This window comes from Carnobacterium funditum DSM 5970, assembly GCF_000744185.1.
In the GTDB taxonomy this organism is placed as follows: Bacteria; Bacillota; Bacilli; order Lactobacillales; family Carnobacteriaceae; genus Carnobacterium_A; species Carnobacterium_A funditum.
Genome location: NZ_JQLL01000001.1, coordinates 773009 through 792347 on the forward strand (window position 1 = coordinate 773009; position 19339 = coordinate 792347).

The window sequence follows — 19339 nt, forward strand, 5'->3', positions numbered from 1 at the left end:
CCTTATTTCTCATTTTTTATATTTTCTTGTTTCCAATTTTCAACTTCTTGCATAAAATGATGCATAGAGGTTTGGTTTTTAAAATCAGGTATCTGAGCTAACAAAACTTGTTTTACTTGTTTTGCTTTATCTCCTTTTTTTTGAATTAAAAGAATAGATTTTCTTGACTTCTCAGATTTAAACAATTCTTTTGGTAAGTGAAGCATGCCTTGAAGATAAGCTTCGGATTGAATTATTTTAGTTAATGCAGCTGATTCTTTTGTTTCAAATAGTTGTGTAGGGACTAAAAACACTCCGTAACCATTATTTTTCAGGTAATAGATACTTTGTTCAATAAATAAATGATGCGCGTATGAGTGTCCTTCAGGTGCACTCGCCTTAAAACGTTTAGCATTCTTATCTATCGGATAAAAACCTACTGGTAAATCACTGACCACAATATCTACTGGATCGATAAGTAAGTCTGTCAGCGCATCTTGGTGAGTTAATTTTACTCTTTGCCCTTGAAGTTCTGTATTAATAAGAGCCAATGACAACAATAAATCATCATTGTCTATTCCTTCAGCTTCAACCTCAATTTCTTTTAAAGTCAATCCATTATAAATGGTAGACAATAAATTCCCTGTTCCAACTGCCGGATCAAGTAGACGTATTTTTTTTATATCTATATCAATAACCTTTTCAATTAAATAGGATAATATAAATCCAATAGCATCAGGTGTCATCTGATGATTCGCTTGCACTTGGTCACTTTTCGCACCTTTTAACAGCGCTAATTGAAAACTTTTTCTTATCTCTTCAGGTTCCATATTATCTAGAGGCAATTCTTGATAAAGTTCCGTCAGCATTTTTACTGTTTGGTCTGAAGGATACTTATTTTCTTGCGTTGCCTTCTTTCCATCAATAATATTTTCACCTGTCTCAGAAAGTCCTTCTAAATATGAAACACCTAATTCTTTCTGTAACAATTGAACGGAAGTATCTAATCCTGAAAATAAACGTTCGATTTCTTTTTGAGACACTTTGCCCGACCTCTTTTCTTAATCCATAGCTCTTTTATTAAAAAAATCATTCTTTACCAAACTTAATCATCTGTTTTACAAGTTAATTACTACCTGTATTATTCTAACGAATAAACGTCTAACTTTCAAGACTCATTTTTTTAAAATTATGACTATTTTTTTCTGAATTTCATCTTAAAATAATAATACCACTAATAATAAAAAAATAGGTTACCAAAGTAATTAAAACCGATTCTTTTTAAAATGATGGTATTTAAAATTACCAGCTGGTTTTCTAATCAGTAAATAAACTAACAAACCTGGAATAACTAGAGTAATCAATACTAAAAAAGCCCAAATACCGCCTCGCATTCGTCTTCTATTCGCATCATTGTATACCCAGATTTCTAATTTCAACAAACCAAAAAGAATGATGATAATGACTGCGGCACTTATACTAAAGCCTAAAATACCAATAATTAAATCAATCACTATAACTCTCCTCTCTTTCTAATTTTTTTTAATTTTTTTAAAAAAAGAATTAAAAAAGAATTAAAACTAAAAAAAAAGCTCTTCTAAAAAATAGAAGAGTTTTTTTTGTTAAATTATTGAGCAACTGGGTAAACAGATACTTGCTTTTTGTCGCGGCCTTTACGTTCGAAACGAACAACGCCATCAACTTTAGCAAATAAAGTGTCATCTCCACCAATTCCCACGTTAGTACCTGGGTAGATTTTAGTACCGCGTTGACGGTATAAAATTGATCCGCCAGTAACAGTTTGACCATCTGCACGTTTAGAACCTAAACGTTTAGATTGAGAATCACGACCGTTAGTTGTAGATCCGCCCCCTTTTTTATGGGCAAAGAACTGTAAATTCATTTTCAACATTTTAATTGCACCTCCTGTTTTTAGTCTAAAATGTAATTCAATTTGACATAATTAGGATATTCTTCTGCTATACTTTTTAAAGACAAGAGAAGGCTTTCCAAAAGAATCTGCGTAGTAGTCAATTGTTTCCCAGTGATTCCCACTGGTAATTCAACATAAAGATATCCACCTTCGACTTCATCATTTGTTTCAACCAGTGGAGTGAATCCACCCAAAACAGATAAACTATTCGTTGTCCCAATTGTTAAAGCTGATACGGCTGCACAGACAATGTCAGTTCCGTAAGCTCCTGACTCTGCATGACCTGTAACTTCAAAAGAAACAATATTGTTCTCCTCGTTACGCTTCAAAAATGCATGAATCATTCACAGACACCACTTTCTTATGCGTTGATTGCATTAATCATAACTTTTGTATAAGGTTGACGATGTCCTTGTTTACGATGTGAGTCTTTTCTGCGTTTGTATACAAAAGTCGTAACTTTCTTTTGAAGACCATGTTTTTCAACTGTACCTTCAACAACAGCTCCATCAATAGTTGGAACACCAACTTTTGTTTCTTCGCCACCTACTAAGATAACTTCATCAAATATAACTGTTTCACCAGCATCAATATCTAATTTTTCAATATAGATTGCTTGGCCCACTTCAACTTTAATTTGTTTTCCACCTGTTTTAATAATTGCGTACATTTATTCGCACCTCCTTATTAGACTTAGACTCGCCGTCATGAGCGCCATTACTGGACTTACAAACTCATTCCCGCGCGGTTGTAGTTGTGGTGCTACACATTAACAACAGTAGTAGCATACCAAAAAGAGACTTCTACGTCAATAAATAATTTTATCTTTTTGTAAAAAAATCTTTTTTTACATAATTGCTATTTTATTATTTTAAATAAAAGTATCTGAAGAGATATTTCTTGTACTAAATTTTTCTGCAAACTCAATGTCGTGAGTAACAATCAATATCCCTGTTCCTGTAGCAGCTATCTTTTGTATCATCTCACCAACTCCATTTGAAGAATGGCGATCTAATGCTGATGTTGGTTCATCGAAACAAAGTATTTCTGGACTTAACATCATTGCGCGTGCAATTGCTGCTCTTTGTTGTTGGCCACCTGACAAAGTTTTTGGGTATGAGTCTTTTTTGTCTAATAAATTCATTTGTTTTAGTAAACTTTCAGCTTTTATTGTCGCTTCTTTTATTGTCATTAACTTTTTTTGCACAGGCGCTTCAATACAATTTTGTATGACATTTAAATTAGGAAATAATTGGTAGTCTTGAAAAACCAATCCAATTTTGTTGCCATATCGATTTCTCTCTTTCTTTGAAGTGTAGTGAGTTTTTTTTTCAGTCGTCATTTTACAAAGGTAATCACCATTTATTGAAATTGTACCTGTATCCGCTTCTTCAAGATCAGTCAACAGTCTCATAAACGTTGTTTTGCCTGTTCCTGATTCACCTACTAAAGAAATAATTTCTCCATGACTTATTGTAAAATCGAAGTTATTTATTACTTTCATTTTATTGAACGTTTTAGTGACTCCTAGTGCTTTCAACAACATATAGCTCACCCTCTCAAAAATTAAATTTCTTTTCAACAATAAGCAAAATAATTGTGATTATTCCTGTGATAAAGAGATAAATGATTCCAACTGCTACAAAAGGCAGTAGTGAAGCATAGGTGTTTGCTGCAATCTGTCCGGCTCTCAATAACTCTCCAAGTCCTAGGATATAGACCAGTGACGTATCTTTTACTAGTGATATAACTTCGTTCCCGACAGAAGGAAGGACCGTACGTAAAACTTGTGGAATAATAATTCTTCTAAAGCCTTGTATTCTACCAATTCCCAAAACTCTAATTGCTTCAAATTGCCCTTGTGGCACGGATATGATTCCACCTCTAAATATCTCCGCATAATAGGCTGTGTAGTTCAAACCGAATGCAATAATAGCTGCTGTAAACCGATCAAATGTAATTCCAATTAACGGAAGACCAAAAAATACAATCATCAACTGTAATAATAAGGGCGTACCACGCATAACATAGATATACAGTTGAATAACCCAAGAAAGGAATCGTGGAGAATAAATTCGTATACACGCAACTAAAAAGCCTAGAGGGATTGTTAGAACAAAGATAATAATAAAAAGACGCATTGTTGTACCTAGACCATTAATTAAAGTAGGCATAATATCATTAATTAGATTCATATTCTTCCTCTTCTCTCATAAAATATTCAAGTAGTATGTAGTTTCTTTATTATCTTATTAGAAACTTTTTTATCATAATGTTGTTTAAATGAAACGTGTTAAGTATGTTTCATTTAAACAACGCTATTTTTCTACTCTGCAAACCATTTATCATATATCTTATCATAGGTACCATCTTTTTTAAGATCTGCTAAATTCTCATCTATAGCTTGTTTTAACTTAACATCCGACTTACGCAACCCTACTGCATATTCTTCATTACCAAAATTATCATCCAGCACTCGGTAATCCATGTCTTTATTTTGTTGCATATAATAGCGACCCATTGTCTCATCTACTACAATCGCATCGCTTCGTCCCGATGCTAAATCATTAAACACATCGTTATTAGAAGGATACTGAACTATTTCACCGTTATTAAATGTTTTAATTATATCTGAATCATCAGCCATAACTGCATCAACTGCACTTGATGATTGTTGTGCAGCCACCGTTTTATCCTTCAAATCGGCTTTGCTGTTTATTGGACTATCTTCTAAAACAATAATAAGTTGACTATTATTCAAATAAGGACTACTAAATAGTACTTTCTCTTTTCTTTCTTCGGTTATGGTATAACCATTCCAAATTACATCAATATTTCCAGCATTTAATTCTGTTTCCTTTAATGCCCAATCAATCGTTTGAAATTTAAACTCAACTCCCATACGTTCCCCGACTTCATTAGCTAAATCAATATCAAATCCAACTATTTCATCGTTTGAATCTCTATAACCCATTGGTGCAAAGGTATCATCCAGTCCCATTACAATTGTGCCATTTTCTAAAATAGAATCATAGCTATCTTCTTCTGTTGAATTAGTACTACAACCCGAAAGAACCAATATGAATAAACCTAAACCTGTGATAATCTTCAATAAATTATTTTTCATTACAAACTCCCCAATCTCTTTTTTTTTAAAACCAATTTAAATAAAAACAAAAAAGTCCTTTGACTCCCTAAATAACAGGAAATCAAAGGACGATAGTTTTTATATCGTGGTACCACCTTTTTTTGTAGTCTCTTTACAGAAAACTACCTTATCGCGTTCAAAACAACTAAACGCTAGTACTATAACGGGTACACCCGGATCAGTTTACTAAGTATGGTTCAACTGTCAGCTTGGAGATGTGTGTTCAGACTAGGCTCTTAATTGCTCGCACCAACCGCAATCTCTCTGTTGAGTTTCTAACCTTACTTTTTCTCGTCTTTGCTTTTGTTTATTTTTAAAACTATAACACATTTAACTTTTTTTGCCAAATAGTTTCTTCCAAAAACTTTCTTTTTCTTTTTTTATCGACATCAAAGGTACTGTTTCGCCTAATATACGACGAGCGACATTTCGATATCCTTGTGAAGCAGGATTTTTCGGATTTAAGACAATAGGATCTCCTTTATTAGAAGAACGAACAACGTCATCATCATCAAAAATAATACCCAATAGATCAACTGAAAGGTGTCTTGTAATTTCGTCTACATCTAGAACTTCTCCATCTTGCATCATTCTCTTGCGGATTCTGTTTATGATAAGCTGCGGAGGATCTAATTCGGTCTGTTCTAACAACCCAATTATACGATCTGCATCTCGAATAGCCGATATCTCAGGTGTAGTTACTAAAATTGCTTCATCTGCGGCAGCAATTGAATTTTGAAATCCCTGTTCAATTCCCGCAGGACAGTCAATTAAAATATAATCATATTCTTCCTTTAATTCCGCAACAATTTCTTTCATTTGTTCGCCATTAACGTCATTTTTATCTGCATTTTGTGCTGCTGGTAGTAAATATAGATTATCATTAAATCGTTTATCTTTTATAATTGCTTGATGTAATTTTGCGCGTCCTTCAACAACATCAATAATATCATAAATAATTCGGTTCTCTAAACCTAAAATAACATCTAAATTCCTTAAACCTATATCCATATCAATCAGACATACCCGTTTACCTTGTAAGGCAAGCGCAGTTCCAATATTTGCTGTTGACGTTGTTTTCCCTACGCCACCTTTTCCAGAAGTAATTACAATTGCTGTTCCCATTTAAATTAATCCCCCTGTCAATTTACCTAACATCGGCCGCATTTTACTTAAATGATCTAGATTTTCAAAATCTAATATATGTAAATCATTTATAAATGCAAATTCATTTTTCTTTACACTCAATTTTTCCGCTGATTGATTTTCTATTATTTGAACATTATCTGCTATTCGTACTTGTGCATTTGTATGAAAATCGGCAACAATAACCGCTGCTGCATCTCCTTCAAATCCTGCATGTGCAACACCGTGTAATTCCCCAATGATAAAAATACTACCATTTGCTCGAATCACTCCACCAGGATGAACCTTTCCAACAAAAAGAATGTCTCCTGGAGCTTGAAGTACTTGCCCACTACGTACTGTTTGTATCTCCATCTGTAAACTAACAGCTTGTTGCCAAGCTAGAGCTGATTCGTAAGTTAAAACAGCTGAACTAATTTTTTTTATTTCAAAATGACTATTCTCTTTAATCATTTTTGTTAGTACTTTTTTTTCTTCATCCGTTAATAAACGATTTCCAGTTATTACTTCTAGTTGAATCTTTTTATTTTTTTCGTTTGAGTCATCTTTTTTCGACTCCGTTTTAAGATGTTCTAACAACTGTTCTAACTCTTCAACAATTGCAGTAAAAGAAGCTGATTCGTTTAAAGTTAATACAAAACCATCTTTACTTCCTTTTAATGTCACACTCTGTTTCACTTCAACAACTCCCATCATCTAAATAACGAACAAGGATTCCACTATTTTTAATTCCCAGTCATTTTAAGTATTAATTTTTTTAATGGATAAAATGTGATTATAAAGAATACCAAATTCAACAATAATGTAGGACCCAAGCGGTTAGCCATAAAAGTATTCATATCAATCATAGTAAAACCTAATAATTTATAAATCCAATAGAGCATTGTTTCTAAAATAGTTAAATTAATGAAAATCATCATCCCAATAGTAATTGGATTTGGGTTTAATACCTGTTTCAATTTATTTGTAACATACACAATCAAAGGAAAAATTGCTACATATATCCCTAATACCCCTACATAGTAACTATCATACAGAAACCCAAAAACAATAGCATATAGAATCATTTTGTTTCTGGGTAGATAAAATGAAATTAATACAAGTATAAGAATAATTAATCTTGGTACCATGACATTCCCATCTTCTGTATACAAATGTTCAGAAAAAGTGCCTGAAATGAGACCATCTATCAACAGTCCCAAAAAAATTAACACTGGAGCAAAAATATTTATTTTCCAATCCCTACTCATCTTACTCCCCGCTTTCAGCTGTCCGTTGAATAAAAGTTACATAACGAATATCATCAAAGTCTGATGCAGGTATAACGTAAGCCTCTTGAGATAACCCGTGTGAATCTAGTTTTACTTCATCAATTGAACCAATTAATAATGAATTTGGTGATATGCCTCCCAAGCCGGAAGTCATCACTTGATCCCCTTTTTTTAAGGTTATCTTGGTTGTTATTTGTTTCATAATCAAACGATTAGTCTCTGAATCATATCCATTAATAATTCCATGGACGAATCCTTTTTTTGAAGAAACTGAAGCCGCAACTCTACTATTATTTTGGTCTGAAGTTGTAATCAATTGGACTTTTGAACTAGCTGGATTCACTTCTATCACACGACCAATCAGTCCATTGTCCGCCATAACAGATAACCCTACAGATATGCCACTCTGACTTCCTCGGTCAACAATAATTTGATTTATCCAATTATCAGGGTTTCGACTTATAACAGTTCCATTAATTTTCTTATAATCAGAAAGCGTATCTTGTAATTCTAGTTGTTCCTTCATTTTTTGGTTGTCTTGTTTTAAATTACCTAATTCTACTTCTGTTTCATAAAGACCATCAATTTTTGATTTTAACAATTGATTTTCTTTGTAGGTATTCCTCAAATTCTCCACCGAATCAACAAATTTGACAACCGCATTAGTTGGTTTTGATAACAATTGACCAGTCACAGCCGTAATGTCGTTTCCGAATCGTTGCACTATTGGCAATTTACCGTTTCCTGAAATAGAATAGGCTATTAAACCTAGACAAACAATTATACTAACCAACAATATAATTAATTTTTTATTTGAAAAAAATTGACGCAATTTATCACCTCATTAATTCTTCAGGCTTTGTTTATTTTACCATAACTTTAGCTAAAAAACTTAGTAATCCACTAAATTTTTATATCAAATGAAAAGATGCAGGAAGCAAAATAGCTTCCGCATCTTTTCATCATAATATATTTTTCATCTTATTTCATTCTTTTCTTTTTATATACATCTATGTGCTTAAGTGATTCTCCAGTACCTAAAGCAACGCAATCTAACGGATCATTTGCTACAAAAACGGGCACTTCAGTTTCATCAGCTATTGCATCACCAATATTTCTTAATAATGCTCCGCCTCCTGTTAAAACAATGCCGTGATCAATCACATCTGCTGAAATTTCTGGTGGTGTTTCTTCCAAAGTTTCTCTTACAGCACTAACGATGCCATCAACAACTTCTTTGATTGCTTCAGCAACATCTACCGCAGAAACCTGAATCGTTTGCGGCAAGCCAGTTAACAAATCTCTTCCTCGAACATCCATAGATCCATACTCAGCTGCTTTTTCAATTGAAGCACAACCAATTTCAATTTTAATTTGTTCAGCTGTGCGTTCTCCAATTAACAAATTGAATTTTTTGCGTACAAAATGGATAATCCCTTCATCCATACTGTCTCCAGCTAACCGGATTGAACGGCTGCTTACAATACCACCTAACGCTATCGTTGCGACATCTGTAGTTCCGCCTCCTATATCAACAACCATGCTGCCTGTTGGTTCCATTACTGGCAGACCAGCTCCTATAGCAGCTGCGAATGGTTCTTCAAGAATAAATGCATCTTTAGCTCCTGCCATCCTTGTTGCATCAATAACAGCGCGTTTTTCTACTTCAGTTACTCCGCTTGGTACACAAACAATTACGTACGGTTTAGATGTCGTTTTCCCAATAGCTTTTTCAATGTAATACTTCATCATTGCAGCAGTAGTATCGTAATCAGCAATAACACCATTTTTCATAGGTCTAATAGCTACAATTGAACCGGGGGTTCTACCAATCATATTTCTTGCATCTTCACCGACTGCTACTATGTCACCCGTCGAAATATCTTTAGCTACTACTGAAGGATCTCTCAAAACAATCCCTTTACCTTCTACAAAAACATTTGTATTAGCCGTTCCTAAATCTATTCCAATATCTTTACTTCCAAATCTAAACACGTATTTCATCCTCTCAAGTCAAACAAATCTAATTTTTTTTCATAGAATATTTTTTTTATTAATACTCATTAGATTCTACAGATAGTATAACAAAAATGATATAGAATTTCCTTATCATAATTTCATCATACTTCATTTTTTTACCCAAAACATTACTTATCCCACTATTTTAACAAAATATTTATAATTTCTAAGTAAAATCTTTAAATAGCTGAAAGATAGGTTTATTTTTTGTTATCATTTTCCAATTTTATTTTTATTTCTCTTATTTTTCTTAGAAAATATTAGACGTATTAGATTACAGTATTAGGAAAATTTAAATATAGCACAAAAAAAAGACCTGGTAAAAATTACCAGATCCCTCGAAGTTTAATTTAAATTAAGCTTTGTTTACGTTTGCTGCTTGAGGTCCACGGTTTCCTTCTTCAACGTCGAAAGATACTGCTTGTCCTTCTTCTAAAGATTTGAATCCTTCGCTTTGGATAGCTGAGAAATGTACGAATACATCGTCTCCGTTTTCGCGTTCGATAAAACCAAAACCTTTTTCTGCATTAAACCATTTTACTGTACCTTGTTCCATAATTAAATATCCTCCTCGTGCGTTTTGCACATTTTGTTAAGCCTTGCTAACGGTACGAATTGGAATGTTTTGAAACAATTCTTTTCTGTTACCTCACAAAAACCTTAAAACTAGTATAACATGTGATTCAATATATAGCAAGAAGAAATTGACTATTCCTTAAACATTCAGCTGCTTCTTGAATTATCCATAATATCTTATACAGAATTTTTTTCATTAGTGAAAAAATAGAGTTTCAGAGTGAAAACTCAGACAATGTATTTTAACCTTTCTTTTTGGCTTTACGATATCCACTATTTAATCCTGTTGGTTAGGTTATTGTTCTTTATCCAAGATTTTTTTGCGACTTATCCATTCTGAGTGTTATCCGAGATTCACAAACCTTTCAATTATTCCCCAAATAATAATCCTAGGAAATCTGATTTAAAGTTGGTATCATGCTACTTCTAATTATTTTATCAAAAGTATATATGCCGTCTTCTTTGTAACAGAGACCTTGAGTGAACCCCATTCTATGGTTGTTAATTTGCACTTCAATAATAGAATAAAGTTCTTTTGTTACACAAAAAGAGTGCAGGAAAATCAAATGAAAAAGAGCATCACACTAGACTTTTCGTAGATTTAAAGAAAAGTTATAAATTATCCATCTACTTAACCTCAATTTTCCAATCTACACACACACCCAATCACTTATTATTACAATCAGATAAAAAGGTCATAAAAAAAAGACTTAGTTAATTGACTAAGTCTTTTTACGTTTTAAGTTTAATTTAAGCTTTGTTTACGTTTGCTGCTTGAGGTCCACGGTTTCCTTCTTCAACGTCAAAAGTTACTGCTTGTCCTTCTTCTAGAGATTTGAATCCTTCACCTTGGATAGCTGAGAAATGTACGAATACATCGTCTCCGTTTTCGCGTTCGATAAAACCAAAACCTTTTTCTGCGTTAAACCATTTTACTGTACCTTGTTCCATTATAAATATCCTCCTCGTGCACTAAACACTTTGTATTTTTACGTTTCTGTCAATAGTAAGATTCTGAATATTTCAACAACAATTCTTGCACCTACATCAACTTAAACGTTAAAAATATTTTATCATAATACTATATTCTAAGCAAGTAAAACGCTTTATTTTCATTTGGTATAAAAAAAAGATCTGGTAAAAATTACCAGATCTCTCGAAGTTTAATTTAAATTAAGCTTTGTTTACGTTTGCTGCTTGAGGTCCACGGTTTCCTTCTTCAACGTCGAAAGTTACTGCTTGTCCTTCTTCTAAAGATTTGAATCCTTCGCTTTGGATAGCTGAGAAATGTACGAATACATCGTCTCCGTTTTCGCGTTCGATAAAACCAAAACCTTTTTCTGCGTTAAACCATTTTACTGTACCTTGTTCCATAATTAAATATCCTCCTCGTGCGTTTTGCACATTTTGTTAAGCCTTGCTAACGGTACGAATTGGAATGTTTTGAAACAATTCTTTTCTGTTACCTCACAAAAACCTTAAAGCTAGTGTAACATGTGATTCAATACATAGCAAGAACAACTTAACTATTTATTGGATATCCACCTATTTAGACTGCCTTTTCTGATCCATACACATAGCGAATCACTTACTGGTACGATTAGATAAAATAATAATAAAAAAAACTTAGTCAATTGACTAAGTTTTTTTACGTTTTAAGTTTAATTTAAATTAAGCTTTGTTTACGTTTGCTGCTTGAGGTCCACGGTTTCCTTCTTCAACGTCGAAAGTTACTGCTTGTCCTTCTTCTAAAGATTTGAATCCTTCGCCTTGGATAGCTGAGAAATGTACGAATACATCGTCTCCGTTTTCGCGTTCGATAAAACCAAAACCTTTTTCTGCGTTAAACCATTTTACTGTACCTTGTTCCATTATAAAATATCCTCCTCGTGCGTTTTGCACATTTTGTTAAGCCTTGCTAACGGTACGAATCGGAATGTTTTGAAACAATTCTTTTCTTATACCTAAACAAAAACTTGTATTAAGTATAACATGAACAATAAAATGATTCAACTATTTAATATGGTTTTCATATTAAAATATGCCAAGTTCTTTTAAGCTTATATAATAAGTTTGCCCAACGATGATGTGATCTAGCAATTCAATACCCATCATTTCCCCACAACTAGCCATCCGCTTGGTAAACATGATATCAGCTTCTGAAGGTTCAGGATTTCCGGAGGGATGGTTGTGACCAATAATAATACGCGCTGCTGAAAATCGAACAGCTCCTCTAAATATTTCTCTGGGGTGAGCTACGCTAGAATTCAAGCCTCCAATGAAAACTGTTTCTTTCTTAATGATTTCATTTTTAGTATTTAAGTACATCACAATCACATGTTCTTGTTGCAAATCACGCATTTCATTCAATAGCATCTCTCCCGCATTACGACTAGAGGTAATTTGCCCAATTTTAAGTTGAGATGCTTGAGAAATGCGAATACCTAATTCAATTGCTGCTCTTATTTCTGTGGCTTTAATTTTGCCAATTCCCGTTATCCCCATCAGCTCCTCTATCGAAGCTGTTTTCAAAAAATATAAATTTTCAAAAGTATTCAAAACTTTCATTGCAAGCACCATAACATTCGAATCTTTTGTTCCTGTACGGAGTAAAATTGCCAATAATTCATGGTTGGCTAATGCTTTTTCTCCATAGTTCTCTAAACGTTCCCTTGGTCTTGAAAAAACAGGTACCTCTTTAACTAGACTCGTCATTTTTCCTGTCATAAAAACACTCCTTTTCTACCTACCTTTTTAATATACGCAAGAAAAAAGAGCTATTTTCATTTTTTTATCATCACATAGTTAACAAAGCATGTGTATCATGAATAAAGTTCTTAACTTGTTGCAAATCTTTATGGATAGCTAATGTTTTTCGTATTTCTTCATCCCCAGCCTCAAAAATATCTGGCACCATAATTACATTAATTTGTGCATCATATGCTGCTCTTATACCATTAAGCGAGTCTTCTAAAATTAGTGTATTTTCTTTTTCTACTCCTAAATCAGACCAAGCTTTTTCGAATATTTCAGCATCTGGTTTTGCCCGTTTCACTTCATTTCCACCAATAAAGTAATCAAAGTAGCCTTCTAAATTTTCTCGTTTCAGAAAAAAAGAAACAACCGAATTTATATTACTTGAAGCAACAACCTTTTTTATTTGATTCTCTGCTAGGTAATCTAATAATTCCAATAACCCAGGTTTTTTGATTAATCCGTCTCTTTCGATTACTTCAATAAGCCTTTCACTAGTTTTTTTTATAAAAAGAGTAACTTTTTCATCGTCATTGAAATCTAAATATAAGTTTCTATGGAATTCTTCATCAGAAATTCCAATGTATTTAGAATAATAATCATATGAAAAATCCATACCTATAAGATCTGCTACTTCTTTATTTACTTTGTAATACATTGTTTCGGTATCAAACATTAGACCATCCATATCAAAAATGACTGCTTTGATTTGCTTCATTTTAAAACCTCCTCATTCATCAGTTGATTTTAGTAATAACTGCCGGACTTCTGAAATAAAATAAAGTGAGCCGGTAATTAAAATAATATCGTTTTCATCCATTTCTCTAATAATATCTGCTACTGCTTCTTGCCAGTATTCTTTTACCTTTATACCTGAAATTGCATATGATTCCAGTTCTTCTATTTTAACAGCTCTAGGATTAGCAAAGCTCGTTAAAGTAATATGAACATTCGCCAATTCCTTTAATAAACTTAGCATACTATTGACCGCTTTATCTTGTAGAACAGCAAAGATTAAATAAACGTCTTGTTGTTTAAAGTCAGCGTTTATCGTTTCAATTAATCTGCGTATAGCGGGCTCATTATGAGCGCCATCTAAGACTATCATAGGACTGTCGCTAATTTTTTCCATTCTTCCTGGCCAAAAAGCTAATTTAAGCCCTCTCCTTGTCGCTTCATGGTTTAGTTCTAAATTTGTCTTATGACAGTAAATTTGTAACGCTTCTAGAGCCACCATCGCATTCTCAATTTGATGTTGTCCTAACATTTTTATTTGTATCTGATTTAAATAAATGTGTTCATCTTCAAAAGTAAATTGCTCACCCCAAGTTGGTAGTGTTTGGCATTTCGAAGACCAATAATCTTCTCCAAATAATTTAATGCTAGATTCGTTTTTTTTAGCAACCGTTTGGATAACTTGCAGAGCTTCATTAGGCATCCTTCCTGCTACAACAGGAACATTTGGTTTAATGATTCCTGCTTTTTGTGAGGCGATTTCAGCTAACGTTTCTCCTAATACCTGCATGTGATCTAAACCAATAGTAGTTATGACTGAGACAACAGGAGTCACAACATTTGTTGAATCCAATAAGCCTCCTAATCCAACTTCAATCACTACTACATCAGCATGACCTTCACCAAAATAAATAAACATCATAGCAGTAATCACTTCAAACTCAGTAGGTCCATCCAACTCAGTTTCTTCCAATTCGTAGGCTAAAGGATAAACCACGTTAGCCAATCGGATAATTTCTTCATCCGATATAGGCACTCCGTTAACACTAATACGTTCATTGAACGTCTCAATATAAGGAGATGTAAACGTTCCAACTGTCTGGCCATTTGCTTCTAACATATTTCTTAAAAACGTAACGGTCGAACCTTTTCCGTTCGTACCAGCAACATGTATAGCTTTTATTTTTTCTTGTGGAGATCCTAATTTTTCTAGCATCCAGTCCATTCTCTTAAGTCCAGGTTTCATTCCAAAAATTTTTCTGCCATGAATCCAGTCCAATGCCTCTTCGTATGTTTTAAACATCAGTTGCACCTCGTCTTTTATAGTCATCGTTTTCCAATAAACAGCAAAAAAATCTTTGCCTTCTTTCATAGTAGTGAAGGCAAAGATTTTTTTCAAGTCTATTTAATTATAATTGAGTTTTTAATTTAATTATAATTGAGTTTTTAATGTCTCAATTCTTTTTAAGACAAGCGTTTGTTTTTCAAGGTATTCTGTTTCTTTTGCTTTTTCTGCTTCTACAACCGTAATCGGAGCATTCTCGATAAATTTAGCATTAGATAACTTACCTCTAACTCTTTTAACTTCACCCGACCATTTAGCCAATTCTTTTTCTAAACGAACAATCTCTTCGTCGATATTAATCAAACCTGCCAAAGGAAGATAAATCTCTGCACCCGTAATAACTGCACTCATAGCTGTTTCAGGAGCTTTAATGGTACTTGAGATAGTTAGATTTTCAGGATTACAAAAGCGTTCAATATAAGAAATATTATTTTTCAAGAACGATTCAACTTTATTATCATTTGTTTTAATCAATAGTTCCACTGACTTGGATAAAGGAGTGTTAACTTCTGAACGAATATTACGGACAGAACGAATCAATTCCATTAATACATCCATTCCTTCAGTCGATTCCTCATCCGATAGTTCAGGACGAACAACAGGATATTCTGCAATGACCAATGATTCTCCAATATGCGGAATATTTTCCCAAATTTCTTCTGTTACAAAAGGCATAACTGGGTGTAACAAACGGAGTGTCTGATCCAACACATAAGCCAAAATACTTCTTGTTGTTTGTTTAGCCTCTTCATCATCATTAAATAAGATTTCTTTACTCATTTCGATGTACCAATCACAAAAATCATCCCAGATAAAGTGATAGAGGTGCCGATTTGCTTCGCCAAATTCAAAGCGTTCAAATAAATCTGTCACTTTTTCTATTGTTTTGTTTAATTTAGTTAAGATCCATCGATCGGCCATCGTTTTTTCACCTGTTAAATCAATTTGTTCAACTGTGAAATCTTCCATATTCATTAATGCAAAGCGACTTGCATTCCATATTTTATTAATGAAATTCCATGAAGCGTCCATTTTGTCATAGCTAAAACGAACATCTTGACCTGGAGCGGAACCATTTGACAAGAACCACCGCAAAGCGTCAGCACCATACTTATCGACTACTTCCATCGGATCAATTCCGTTGCCTAAAGATTTACTCATTTTGCGACCTTCTTCATCACGAATTAACCCGTGAATAAGCACATCATTAAATGGTTTTTTACCAGTAAATTCAAGACTTTGGAAAATCATGCGACTAACCCAGAAGAAAATAATATCATAGCCTGTTACTAGTGTGTTATTGGGGAAATAACGTTTAAAATCTGCTGAGTCCTCATCTGGCCAACCCATTGTTGAAAAAGGCCAAAGAGCTGAACTGAACCAAGTATCTAAAACATCTGGATCTTGTTCCCAATTTTCACTATCTTCGGGTGCTTCCATCCCGACATAAAGTTCTCCACTATGTTTATGATGCCAAGCTGGTATTCTGTGACCCCACCATAATTGACGAGAAATAACCCAATCATGGACATTTTCCATCCAGCTTAAATAGGTATTTTCAAAACGTTCAGGTACAAAATTAACTTTATCTTCAGTAGCTTGCAAAGCGATTGCTTCTTTTGCAAGAGGTTCCATCTTAACAAACCATTGAGTTGATAATCGTGGCTCAATAATGACTCCTGTTCTTTCTGAATGTCCTACACTATGTGTCATTTTTTCGATTTTCACTAATCGTCCTTCAGCCTTTAAATCCTTAATAACAGCTTTTCTAGCCTCAAAACGATCCATACCTGCATATTTACCTGTCACTTCGTTCATCGTCCCATCTGGATTCATGACGTTTGTACGAGGTAAATCGTGTCGATTTCCTACCGCAAAGTCATTAGGATCGTGCGCAGGCGTTATTTTAACCACACCTGTCCCAAAATCCATTTCAACATACTCATCCGCAATGATTGGTATTTCAAGGTTCATCAATGGCAAAATGATTTTTTTACCAATGAGATGTTGGTAGCGTTCATCATCAGGGTGAACCGCCACTGCAGTGTCACCAAGCATTGTTTCCGGACGTGTTGTGGCAATTTCTACAGAACCGCTACCATCTGCTAATGGATAGGTCATATGATAAAAAGCTCCTTCAACATCTTTATGAATTACCTCAATATCTGATAAAGCCGTTTTTGCTTTTGGATCCCAATTGATAATATATTCTCCACGATAAATCAGATTTTTGTTATACATCGTAACAAAAACTTTCCTAACCGCTTCGGATAGACCATCATCTAAAGTAAATCGTTCACGTCCGTAATCAACGGATATCCCAACTTTCGCCCATTGCTCACGGATAACTGCAGCATACTCTTCTTTCCATTCCCAAACCGTCTCAATAAATTTTTCTCGCCCTAAATCATAACGTGAAATGCCTTCTTCAGCTAATTTAGCCTCTACTTTTGCTTGTGTAGCAATGCCCGCATGATCCATCCCTGGTAACCATAAAGTATCAAAACCTTGCATTCTTTTTTGTCTGATGATGATATCTTGTAACGTTGTGTCCCAAGCATGCCCTAAATGCAACTTACCTGTCACATTTGGAGGAGGAATAACAACAGAATAGGGTTCCTTTGTCTTATCTCCACTTGGTTTAAATAAATCTTTTTCAAGCCACTTTTCGTAACGACCAGCTTCAACTTCTTGGGGTTGATATTTTGTCGGCATTTTTAATTCTTTGGACATTTTTTAGCCTCTTTTCTTTTTATTTTTTTCTGAAATAGTAAAAAAAGCACCCGCCCTAATACAAATTTTTGTATTAGGACGAATGCTTTTTGATTCGCGGTACCACCTATATTGTATATTTCCTTAGAAAATATACCTCTCTTCACGTTTTTAACGAAACGTTATTCCGGACAAAGTTACTATTTCTTCACCTCGTCAGCTCCCAAGCTACTTTCATTTTATCATGGTCAAGAACTCTCAGCATTTGTTCTTTTCTCTGAATACCCATCTAATAAAATTACTCCTCTTGTTCATCGCTTTTTTTCTATAGTTCATTTTAGCATTGAAAAGCTGTTAATTCAATCCTGATTTTAACGAAAAGTCAGAATTAACGTGCTATTTTTGTATTTTTGATTGCTTTGTCATAATCTGGCTCATCACTCATTTCTGATACCACTTCTTTATAAACTAGCTTCCCAGTTGCGTCAATAATAAACACAGAACGAACCAAGACATTTAGTTCAGGAATAGCTATTCCATAGGCTTTTCCGAAAGATAAATCTGTATCCTGAAGCATTTCCATATCTATGCCTTCTCCTGCACACCACTTCTTTTGCTCATCTTTCGTATTTGTAGAAATAGTCATTATTTTGATTCCTTCAAGTTCACTTGCCTCTTTATTAAACGATTTTGTTTGAATCGCACAAACTCTCGTATCAATGTCAGGGATAACACTTATTAAAGTAACCATCCCTTTACAGTCTTCTAAAGTTACTATTTCATCCTTACTATTTTTGATTGAGAAGTCTGGGCCTTTATCACCAACGTTAGGTAATGTCCCCTCTACTTTAAGTGGCTTGCCTTTTTTTGTGAACTCCATATTTACTCGCTCCCATTTCTAAACATATTTACTTGTTAAGTATACGCTGTCTGAAAAGAAAAATGCAAATCCGGAATTCATCTATTTTATAAATTTAGTGTCAAAGAGTAGGTACTGTGTGTTTAAAGGTTAGAAAAGATAGTAAGTATCCTAATTTTCATTTTATCCTTTTACCGTTGGTGGAAGCAATCTACCATCATAATAGACCAGAGTTAATATTTCACCTGTTAAATCAATATAACGAACATCTACAGTTGATGGAACTATTACTCTACCAGGAGCAAAATTTAAAATAGAAGTAATTCCAGAATCAACCAACCTATCTACCAACTCTTGTGAATGCTCGCTTGGAACTGTAGAAATCGCTACATGAATGTTTTCACGAGATAAAACACTTTTCATTTGATCAATAGAATAGATAGGAACTCCTGATAAAATTTTCCCAGAATTTTCTTCACTATTTTCGAAACCACACGTTATTTTCATATTGTCATTTCTGCGGAAATTATTAGCAATCAGCGCTTTCCCGATGTTTCCTACACCTACTAAGGCTATATTGATGATTTTATTCACATTCAAAATTTCATGAAACACTTCTACTACATAATCAACTTCATAACCATAGCCACTTCTGCCTAATTCACCAAAATGAGAAAAATCACGACGAATTGTCGCTGAAGGTATTTGAGTTAATTCACTAATTTCTTGTGATTTTATCCTTTTAACTCCAGTATCTTCAAGCTTTTTCAAGCATCGATAATAAACGGGTAATCTTTTAGCAGTTGCTTTCGGTACAGACTGTTTTTCTTGCTTGATTTTCATTAGAAATCCTCCAATTGCA

The 19339-nt window shown here is 33.8% G+C and carries 23 protein-coding genes and 3 other annotated features; all 23 genes read right to left on the reverse strand.

Annotated features, from left to right (window positions below; genetic code table 11):
- Positions 1-2: 2 nt before the first annotated feature.
- On the reverse strand, positions 3-1022 hold the full coding sequence (locus tag BR44_RS03485) for a class I SAM-dependent methyltransferase (RefSeq protein ID WP_034550667.1): 1020 nt from the start codon (positions 1020-1022) through the stop codon (positions 3-5).
- A 222-nt stretch (positions 1023-1244) separates the two neighbouring features.
- Positions 1245-1493, reverse strand: coding sequence for a hypothetical protein (locus tag BR44_RS03490; RefSeq protein WP_034550668.1), 249 nt, complete (start codon positions 1491-1493; stop codon positions 1245-1247).
- 113 nt (positions 1494-1606) lie between these two features.
- Positions 1607-1891: a 50S ribosomal protein L27 gene (rpmA, locus tag BR44_RS03495; RefSeq protein ID WP_034550669.1), complete on the reverse strand. Its 285-nt coding sequence runs from the start codon at positions 1889-1891 to the stop codon at positions 1607-1609.
- A gap of 20 nt (positions 1892-1911) precedes the next feature.
- The gene (locus tag BR44_RS03500; protein WP_034550670.1) at positions 1912-2256 is read right to left on the reverse strand and encodes a ribosomal-processing cysteine protease Prp; all 345 of its coding nucleotides are present in this window, start codon (positions 2254-2256) and stop codon (positions 1912-1914) included.
- 17 nt (positions 2257-2273) lie between these two features.
- Positions 2274-2582 carry a 50S ribosomal protein L21 gene (rplU, locus tag BR44_RS03505; protein WP_034550672.1) on the reverse strand — a complete coding sequence of 103 codons (309 nt, stop codon included), beginning with the start codon at positions 2580-2582 and terminating at the stop codon, positions 2274-2276.
- A 15-nt stretch (positions 2583-2597) separates the two neighbouring features.
- Positions 2598-2672, reverse strand: a sequence feature (ribosomal protein L21 leader region).
- A gap of 111 nt (positions 2673-2783) precedes the next feature.
- Positions 2784-3458, reverse strand: a complete 675-nt coding sequence (locus BR44_RS03510) for an amino acid ABC transporter ATP-binding protein (RefSeq protein WP_034550673.1) — start codon at positions 3456-3458, stop codon at positions 2784-2786.
- Between the two features lie 13 nt (positions 3459-3471).
- Positions 3472-4107, reverse strand: coding sequence for an amino acid ABC transporter permease (locus tag BR44_RS03515; protein ID WP_034550674.1), 636 nt, complete (start codon positions 4105-4107; stop codon positions 3472-3474).
- Between the two features lie 131 nt (positions 4108-4238).
- Positions 4239-5039 carry an amino acid ABC transporter substrate-binding protein gene (locus tag BR44_RS03520; RefSeq protein ID WP_034550675.1) on the reverse strand — a complete coding sequence of 267 codons (801 nt, stop codon included), beginning with the start codon at positions 5037-5039 and terminating at the stop codon, positions 4239-4241.
- 82 nt (positions 5040-5121) lie between these two features.
- Positions 5122-5367, reverse strand: a binding site (T-box leader).
- A gap of 23 nt (positions 5368-5390) precedes the next feature.
- On the reverse strand, positions 5391-6185 hold the full coding sequence (gene minD, locus BR44_RS03525) for a septum site-determining protein MinD (RefSeq protein WP_034550676.1): 795 nt from the start codon (positions 6183-6185) through the stop codon (positions 5391-5393).
- Positions 6186-6884 (reverse strand): septum site-determining protein MinC, encoded by a 699-nt coding sequence (locus BR44_RS03530; protein ID WP_034550677.1) that lies wholly within the window; start codon positions 6882-6884, stop codon positions 6186-6188.
- Between the two features lie 47 nt (positions 6885-6931).
- Complete coding sequence (mreD, locus tag BR44_RS03535; protein ID WP_034550678.1) at positions 6932-7456, reverse strand: rod shape-determining protein MreD; 525 nt, start codon at positions 7454-7456, stop codon at positions 6932-6934.
- A gap of 1 nt (position 7457) precedes the next feature.
- On the reverse strand, positions 7458-8309 hold the full coding sequence (gene mreC, locus BR44_RS03540) for a rod shape-determining protein MreC (RefSeq protein ID WP_034550679.1): 852 nt from the start codon (positions 8307-8309) through the stop codon (positions 7458-7460).
- 149 nt (positions 8310-8458) lie between these two features.
- Positions 8459-9472 carry a rod shape-determining protein gene (locus BR44_RS03545; protein WP_034550681.1) on the reverse strand — a complete coding sequence of 338 codons (1014 nt, stop codon included), beginning with the start codon at positions 9470-9472 and terminating at the stop codon, positions 8459-8461.
- 379 nt (positions 9473-9851) lie between these two features.
- Positions 9852-10052: a cold-shock protein gene (locus BR44_RS03550; RefSeq protein WP_034550682.1), complete on the reverse strand. Its 201-nt coding sequence runs from the start codon at positions 10050-10052 to the stop codon at positions 9852-9854.
- Between the two features lie 770 nt (positions 10053-10822).
- Positions 10823-11023 (reverse strand): cold-shock protein, encoded by a 201-nt coding sequence (locus tag BR44_RS03555; protein ID WP_034550683.1) that lies wholly within the window; start codon positions 11021-11023, stop codon positions 10823-10825.
- A 222-nt stretch (positions 11024-11245) separates the two neighbouring features.
- Positions 11246-11446 (reverse strand): cold-shock protein, encoded by a 201-nt coding sequence (locus tag BR44_RS03560; RefSeq protein WP_034550685.1) that lies wholly within the window; start codon positions 11444-11446, stop codon positions 11246-11248.
- A 297-nt stretch (positions 11447-11743) separates the two neighbouring features.
- Positions 11744-11944, reverse strand: coding sequence for a cold-shock protein (locus tag BR44_RS03565; protein ID WP_034550683.1), 201 nt, complete (start codon positions 11942-11944; stop codon positions 11744-11746).
- A 162-nt stretch (positions 11945-12106) separates the two neighbouring features.
- Positions 12107-12799, reverse strand: coding sequence for a RadC family protein (gene radC / locus BR44_RS03570; protein ID WP_034550686.1), 693 nt, complete (start codon positions 12797-12799; stop codon positions 12107-12109).
- Between the two features lie 70 nt (positions 12800-12869).
- The gene (locus BR44_RS03575) at positions 12870-13544 is read right to left on the reverse strand and encodes an HAD family hydrolase (protein ID WP_034550688.1); all 675 of its coding nucleotides are present in this window, start codon (positions 13542-13544) and stop codon (positions 12870-12872) included.
- A gap of 12 nt (positions 13545-13556) precedes the next feature.
- Entirely contained in the window at positions 13557-14933 is a 1377-nt protein-coding gene (locus tag BR44_RS03580; protein ID WP_245592910.1) for a bifunctional folylpolyglutamate synthase/dihydrofolate synthase, read from the reverse strand.
- Between the two features lie 60 nt (positions 14934-14993).
- Positions 14994-17639 (reverse strand): valine--tRNA ligase, encoded by a 2646-nt coding sequence (locus tag BR44_RS03585; RefSeq protein WP_034550690.1) that lies wholly within the window; start codon positions 17637-17639, stop codon positions 14994-14996.
- 71 nt (positions 17640-17710) lie between these two features.
- Positions 17711-17942 (reverse strand) — a binding site (T-box leader).
- A 64-nt stretch (positions 17943-18006) separates the two neighbouring features.
- Positions 18007-18498 carry a thiol peroxidase gene (gene tpx / locus BR44_RS03590; RefSeq protein ID WP_034550691.1) on the reverse strand — a complete coding sequence of 164 codons (492 nt, stop codon included), beginning with the start codon at positions 18496-18498 and terminating at the stop codon, positions 18007-18009.
- 162 nt (positions 18499-18660) lie between these two features.
- Entirely contained in the window at positions 18661-19320 is a 660-nt protein-coding gene (locus BR44_RS03595; protein ID WP_034550692.1) for a redox-sensing transcriptional repressor Rex, read from the reverse strand.
- Between the last annotated feature and the right edge of the window lie 19 nt (positions 19321-19339).

Coding starts and splice junctions, on each gene's coding strand:
- radC (WP_034550686.1), bottom strand. CDS start 12,799: ATGACAGGAAAAATGACGAGTCTAGTTAAAGAGGTACCTGTTTTTTCA.
- BR44_RS03595 (WP_034550692.1), bottom strand. CDS start 19,320: ATGAAAATCAAGCAAGAAAAACAGTCTGTACCGAAAGCAACTGCTAAA.
- BR44_RS03575 (WP_034550688.1), bottom strand. CDS start 13,544: ATGAAGCAAATCAAAGCAGTCATTTTTGATATGGATGGTCTAATGTTT.
- BR44_RS03515 (WP_034550674.1), bottom strand. CDS start 4,107: ATGAATCTAATTAATGATATTATGCCTACTTTAATTAATGGTCTAGGT.
- rpmA (WP_034550669.1), bottom strand. CDS start 1,891: ATGTTGAAAATGAATTTACAGTTCTTTGCCCATAAAAAAGGGGGCGGA.
- BR44_RS03580 (WP_245592910.1), bottom strand. CDS start 14,933: ATGAAAGAAGGCAAAGATTTTTTTGCTGTTTATTGGAAAACGATGACT.
- BR44_RS03560 (WP_034550685.1), bottom strand. CDS start 11,446: ATGGAACAAGGTACAGTAAAATGGTTTAACGCAGAAAAAGGTTTTGGT.
- minD (WP_034550676.1), bottom strand. CDS start 6,185: ATGGGAACAGCAATTGTAATTACTTCTGGAAAAGGTGGCGTAGGGAAA.
- BR44_RS03555 (WP_034550683.1), bottom strand. CDS start 11,023: ATGGAACAAGGTACAGTAAAATGGTTTAACGCAGAAAAAGGTTTTGGT.
- BR44_RS03550 (WP_034550682.1), bottom strand. CDS start 10,052: ATGGAACAAGGTACAGTAAAATGGTTTAATGCAGAAAAAGGTTTTGGT.
- BR44_RS03565 (WP_034550683.1), bottom strand. CDS start 11,944: ATGGAACAAGGTACAGTAAAATGGTTTAACGCAGAAAAAGGTTTTGGT.
- BR44_RS03585 (WP_034550690.1), bottom strand. CDS start 17,639: ATGTCCAAAGAATTAAAAATGCCGACAAAATATCAACCCCAAGAAGTT.
- BR44_RS03500 (WP_034550670.1), bottom strand. CDS start 2,256: ATGATTCATGCATTTTTGAAGCGTAACGAGGAGAACAATATTGTTTCT.
- rplU (WP_034550672.1), bottom strand. CDS start 2,582: ATGTACGCAATTATTAAAACAGGTGGAAAACAAATTAAAGTTGAAGTG.
- tpx (WP_034550691.1), bottom strand. CDS start 18,498: ATGGAGTTCACAAAAAAAGGCAAGCCACTTAAAGTAGAGGGGACATTA.
- mreD (WP_034550678.1), bottom strand. CDS start 7,456: ATGAGTAGGGATTGGAAAATAAATATTTTTGCTCCAGTGTTAATTTTT.
- BR44_RS03520 (WP_034550675.1), bottom strand. CDS start 5,039: ATGAAAAATAATTTATTGAAGATTATCACAGGTTTAGGTTTATTCATA.
- BR44_RS03510 (WP_034550673.1), bottom strand. CDS start 3,458: ATGTTGTTGAAAGCACTAGGAGTCACTAAAACGTTCAATAAAATGAAA.